The sequence below is a fragment of the Inquilinus limosus MP06 genome (assembly GCF_000767795.1).
Taxonomy (GTDB): Bacteria; Pseudomonadota; Alphaproteobacteria; order DSM-16000; family Inquilinaceae; genus Inquilinus; species Inquilinus limosus_E.
Map to the genome: position 1 here is coordinate 1 of NZ_JANX01000425.1, position 5,686 is coordinate 5,686.

The 5,686-nt window shown below is 69.2% G+C and carries 5 protein-coding genes; 2 read left to right on the top strand and 3 right to left on the bottom strand.

All coding sequences use genetic code 11. The features are described 5' to 3' along the window. Positions 1 to 215: endonuclease domain-containing protein (locus P409_RS24825; RefSeq protein ID WP_034844855.1), on the top strand; the 215-nt coding region annotated here is incomplete at its 5' end. Positions 216 to 302: 87 nt separating this feature from the next. Here the strand turns inward: P409_RS24825 and xdhB are convergent. From xdhB to uraH, 3 genes are read right to left on the bottom strand one after another with little or no spacing between them, the layout of a single operon-like run. Beyond that, on the bottom strand, positions 303 to 2,660 hold the full coding sequence (xdhB, locus tag P409_RS24830; RefSeq protein WP_034844857.1) for a xanthine dehydrogenase molybdopterin binding subunit: 2,358 nt from the start codon (positions 2,658 to 2,660) through the stop codon (positions 303 to 305). Then, on the bottom strand, positions 2,653 to 4,125 hold the full coding sequence (gene xdhA / locus P409_RS24835; RefSeq protein ID WP_034844859.1) for a xanthine dehydrogenase small subunit: 1,473 nt from the start codon (positions 4,123 to 4,125) through the stop codon (positions 2,653 to 2,655). The genes xdhB and xdhA overlap by 8 nt, the downstream gene beginning before the upstream one ends. Before the next feature lie 3 nt (positions 4,126 to 4,128). Then, complete coding sequence (gene uraH, locus P409_RS24840; protein WP_034844860.1) at positions 4,129 to 4,506, bottom strand: hydroxyisourate hydrolase; 378 nt, start codon at positions 4,504 to 4,506, stop codon at positions 4,129 to 4,131. A gap of 228 nt (positions 4,507 to 4,734) precedes the next feature. Between uraH and puuE the strand changes: the two genes are divergently transcribed. After that, entirely contained in the window at positions 4,735 to 5,643 is a 909-nt protein-coding gene (puuE, locus tag P409_RS24845; RefSeq protein WP_034844862.1) for an allantoinase PuuE, read from the top strand. Positions 5,644 to 5,686 lie beyond the last annotated feature (43 nt).

A 5,686-nucleotide genomic window follows, 5' to 3' on the forward strand; every position in this document is an offset into this window, starting at 1 on the left:
ACATTGTCGATTTCGTCTGCCTCTCGGCGCGGCTGGTGATCGAGGTCGACGGGCCGTCGCATGAGCTGAGCTTCGATGTTGATGCCCGAAGGACCCGCTGGCTGGAAGACCAGGGTTTCCGAGTAGTCCGCTTCACCAACGAGCAAGTCATGCATGAGCTGTCGGGCGTGGTGCAGACGATTGGGGCGGTGCTGGCTGGGAAGAATGAGGCTTAGAGGGTTCGGCTCTTGCGTCGAGAACCCCCTCCCCCTACCCCCCTCCCGCGAGGGGAGGGGGGGACTCAAAATGATGAAAGTTCGTCATCACTGCCGTCCCTCCGCCGCCGCCCGCAGCCGCTCCACCGCGTCCAGCACCTTCTCCGGCGTCGCCGGCGGGTCCAGGCGCGGGCAGAGCTTGTGGTCGGCGACGCTGGCGACGGCGTCGGAGATCGCGTGCAGCACCGAGACGCCCAGCATGAAGGGCGGCTCGCCCACCGCCTTGGAGCGGTAGATCGTCTCCTCATGATTGCGCGTGTCGGCCAGCCGGACGTTGAAGACCTTCGGCCGGTCGCTGGCCACCGGGATCTTGTAGGTGGAGGGCGCATGGGTCCTGAGGCGGCCCTTGGCGTCCCACCACAGCTCCTCCATCGTCAGCCAGCCGGCGCCCTGGACGAAGCCGCCCTCGACTTGGCCGCGGTCGATCGCCGGGTTCAACGAGGCACCGGCATCGTGCAGGATGTCCGTCCGGTCCAGCCGGTACTCGCCGGTCAGGGTGTCGACCGTGACCTCGCTGACCGCGGCGCCGTAGGCGAAATAGTAGAAGGGCCGGCCCCGGCCGGCGGCGCGGTCCCAATGGATCTTCGGGGTCTTGTAGAAGCCGGCGGCGGACAGCTGCACCCGGCCGAAATAGGCGGCGCGTACCAGCTCCGGGAACGGCACCTCCTGCTCGCCGATCCGCACCGCGTTGCGGCGGAACACCACCTGCTCCGGCTTCACCTGCCAGCGCTCGGCGGCGAAGGCGATCAGCCGCTCCTTGATCGCCCGCGCCCCGGCCTGGGCGGCCATGCCGTTCAGGTCGGCGCCGGAGGAGGCGGCGGTGGCCGAGGTGTTCGGCACCTTGCCGGTGGTGGTGGCGGTGATGTGGACCCGGCCGATATCGACCTGGAACTCCTCGGCCACGACCTGGGCGACCTTGACGTACAGGCCCTGGCCCATCTCGGTGCCGCCATGGTTCAGGTGGATCGACCCGTCCTTGTAGACATGCACCAGCGCGCCGGCCTGGTTGAAGGCGGTCATGGTGAAGGAGATGCCGAACTTCACCGGCGTCAGCGCCAGGCCGCGCTTGAGCCAGCGGCTGGTCCGGTTCCAGGCGCGGATCTCCTCGCGGCGGTTCCAGTAGTCGCTGTCGCGCTCCAGCTCCGCCACCAGCCCGTGGACGATGTTGTCCTCCACCGTCTGGTGATAGGGCGTCACATTGCGGTCGGCGGTGCCGTAGAAGTTCAGCTTGCGGATCTCGAGCGGGTCGCGGCCGACGGCGAAGGCGATCTCCTCGATCAGACGCTCTCCCGCCACCAGCCCCTGCGGCCCGCCGAAGCCGCGGAAGGCGGTGTTCGACTGGGTGTTGGTCTTCAGGGGCAGCGAGGACAGGTGCACCGCCGGGTAGAAATAGGCGTTGTCGGCGTGGAACAAAGCGCGGTCAGTGACCGGGCCCGACAGGTCGGCCGACCAGCCGCAGCGCGCCGCCAGCAGCATGTCGACGCCCTCGATCCGGCCCTCCTCGTCGAAGCCGACCGCGTAGTCGACCTCGAAATCATGGCGCTTGCCGGTGATCACCATGTCGTCGTCGCGGTCCGGCCGCAGCTTGGCGGCGCGGCCGGTCGCCTTGGCCACCAGCGCGGCCGCGGCGGCGAACAAATTGGCCTGGGTCTCCTTGCCGCCGAAGCCGCCGCCCATGCGCCGGATCTCGACCGTCACCGCCCCGTCCGGTACGCCCAGCACGGAGGCCACGATGTGCTGCACCTCGCTCGGATGCTGGGTCGAGGAATGGACGGTGACGTCGCCGTCCTCGCCCGGCAGGGCCAGGGCCACTTGGCTCTCCAGGTAGAAATGCTCCTGCCCGCCGATCCGCATCCGGCCTTCGACCTTGCGCGGGGCGGCCGCGATCGCCGCTTTGGCGTCGCCGCGCTGCAGCGTCATCGGCTTGGTCACCAGCGTGCCGGCTGTCTTCGCCGCCTCGTAGTCCAGGACCGGCGGCAGCTCCTCATAGTCGATCACGGCCAGGCGGGCGGCGCGGCGGGCCTGGTCGCGGGTCTCCGCCGCCACGGCGAAGACGGGCTGGCCGACATGCTGCACCAGCTCGGTGGCGAACAGCAGCTCGTCGCCCAGATGGTTGCAGCCGATGTCGTTCTCGCCGGGCACATCGGCGGCGGTGAAGACGCGGACCACGCCGGGCGCCGCGCGCACCTGGGCCAGGTCGATCGACCGGATCCGGGCATGGGCGCGCTCGCTCAGCCCCAGGCAGACATGCAGCAGGCCCGCCGGCTCCGGGATGTCGTCGATATAGATGGCTTCGCCGCTGACATGCTTGTGGGCGCTGTCGTGCCGGCGCGGATCGTGCACCGCGCCGTCGATGCGGTCGGCGGCGGGTTTTGCTTTGGCCTGGGAGAGGGTGGTGTCAGGCATGGGCCAGGCTCCGCTCACCGACCAGGCGGGTTTCCGCGGCGGGGTCGGCGGTTTCGGCATGCAGCTTCAGCAGCAGGTTGGCGGCGACCCTGGCGCGGTAGCCGGCGCTGGCGCGCCAGTCTGTCAGCGGGGTGAAATCCTGCAGCATCAGTGGCAGGGCCGCGCGCACGGCCTCCTCGGTCCAGGGCTGGCCCAGCAGTGCCGCCTCGGTCGCGGTGGCGCGCTTCGGCGTGCCGGCCATGCCGCCATAGGCGATGCGGATGTCGGCCACCTTGCCGTCCTCGACCCGCAGCCGGAAGGCGCCGCAGACGGCGGAGATGTCCTGGTCGAAGCGCTTGCTGATCTTGTAGGCGCGGAAGCGGTCGCCCGGCCGCAGCTTCGGCAGGAGGATGCTCTCGACGAACTCGCCGGGCCTCCGGTCCTGCCGGCCATAGGCGATGAAGAAGTCCTCCAGCGGCAGCGACCGGCGCTCGTCCCCGCGGCGCAGCACCAACGTGGCGCCGGCGGCGATCAGGGCCGGCGGCGTGTCGCCGATCGGAGAGCCGTTGGCGATGTTGCCGCCGATGGTGCCGACGGCGCGCACCTGCTCCGCCCCGATGCGGCGGATCAGCTCGCCCAAATCGGGATAGGCCCGGCCCAGCGGCCCGATCGCCTCGGCATAGGTGGTGGCGGCGCCGATCTCGAACCCGTCCTTGGTTTCGCGGATGCCACGCATATCATTCACCCGGCCGGTGTAGATGATAGCCGGCAGCACCCGCTGCTGCTTGGTGATCCACAGCCCGACATCGGTGGCGCCGGAGACGATGACGGCGTCCGGATGCTCCAGCAGCAGCGCGGCGAAGGCCGCCTTGGTGGCGGGGGCGTAGAAGCGCCGGGAACCGTCGCCGACCGCGACCGTCTCCTCATCCTCCAGCGCCTTGAGCCGCTTGGCGATTTCCGCCTCGGCCGCGGCGAAACGGTCGGCCTCCGGCGCGCCCAGCTGGTACATGCGCTGGCCGGCCGCGACGATCGGGGCATAGCCGGTGCAGCGGCAGAGGTTGCCGGCCAGGGCGTCGTCGATCCGGCCTTCGCCCGGCGCCGGGTCGTTGCGGTACAGCGCGAACAGCGCCATGACGAAGCCGGGGGTGCAGAAGCCGCATTGCGAGCCGTGGCAGTCGACCATCGCCTGCTGCACCGGGTGCAGCGCGCCGTCGGCCGCCTTCAGATGCTCGACCGTCAGCAGCTGGCAGCCATCCAGCGTCGCCAGGAAGCGGATGCAGGCGTTCACCGGCTCATAGCGCACCCGGCCGCCGTCGCGCCGGCCGACCACCACGGTGCAGGCGCCGCAATCGCCCTCGGCGCAGCCTTCCTTGGTGCCGGTGCGGCGCTCCTCGATCCGCAGCCAGTCCAGCACGGTCAGCGTCGGATCGACCGTGCGGATCTCGCGCAGTTCGTCGCCCAGGAGGAAACGGACGGTGTCTCGCATGGTTCAGCTGCCGCGATAGGTGGAGTAGGACCAGGGCGAGATCAGCAGCGGCACGTGGTAGTGCTGGTCGGCATGGGCGATGCCGAAGCGGATCGGGACCTGGTCCAGGAAGGGCGGGTCGGCCAGGGCCACGCCCGCGGTGCGGAAATAGGCGCCGGTGGCGAAGACCAGCTCATAGGTGCCGGGGCGGAAGGCGTCGCCGGCCAAGAGCGGCGCGTCGCAGCGGCCATCGGCATTGGTGCGGGTCTCGGTGACCAGGGTGCGGGTGTCGCCGTCGAGGCGGTACAGGGCCACGGCGATGCCCATGCCCGGCCGGCCATGCGCGGTGTCGAGCACATGGGTGGTCAGTCGCCCCCGGTGGGATGCCTCCGTTACGGCCATCCTGCCTCTCCGTGTCTGCCGATCCCTGGCGGGCCGGTCTGCCACCGGGCATTATCGCCCCGTCATGGCAACAAGATGCTTGTTGTTTTCTTGCGCTTGTCATGTTTCACCCCGCCTGCCCGTTGCTCAACGGCTGATCGGCGGAAAGACTTTCAACGCAAAAGCGAAAGTGGACGCAGCCCGGGCCGCTATCCTGTGCTCGGGATCACGCGTGCGAGGGGAGGACCGGTGTCCGTCTATCCGAGAAACCTGGTCGGCTACGGCCCGACCCCGCCCCAGGCCGACTGGCCGGGCGGCGCCCGGCTGGCGCTGCAGTTCGTTCTCAATTACGAGGAGGGCGGCGAAAACTCCATCCTGCATGGTGACGCAGCCTCCGAGAGCTTCCTGTCCGAGATCGTCAACGCCCAGCCGCTGCCGGGCGTGCGCCATATCTCGATGGAATCCCTCTACGACTACGGCGCCCGCGTCGGCGTCTGGCGGATCCTGAAGCTGTTCGAGCGCAAGGGGATCCCGCTGACCGTCTACGCCGTCGCCATGGCGGCGGAGCGGCACCCGCAGGTGATCCGCGCCATGGTCGAGGCCGGGCACGAGATCGCCAGCCACGGCTATCGCTGGATCAACTACCAGTATGTCGGCGAGGACACCGAGCGCGAGCACATCCGCAAGGCCGTGGAGATCCTGGAGCAGGTGTCGGGCCAGAAGCCGCTCGGCTGGTACACCGGGCGCACCAGCCCGAACACCCGGCGGCTGGTGGCCGAGCATGGCGGCTTCCTCTATGACGCCGACGCCTATGACGACGACCTGCCCTATTGGGAGGATGTCGGCGGCACGCCGCAGCTGATCGTGCCCTACACGCTGGACGCCAACGACATGCGCTTCGCCGCCGTCCAGGGCTTCAACTCCGGCGACCAGTTCTACGCCTATCTCAAGGACAGCTTCGACGCGCTGTACCAGGAGGGGGCGGAGACGCCGCGAATGATGTCGGTCGGGCTGCATTGCCGCATTGTCGGCCGGCCGGGCCGGATCATGGCGCTGGAGCGGTTCCTGGATTACGCGAAGCAGCATGACGGCGTCTGGTTCTGCCGCCGGGTGGAGATCGCGCGGCATTGGCGGAAGAAGCATCCCTATGGCGGCTAGAACGATGGGCGGCTCTGTCAAAATGATCAAAATAAGTCCCCCT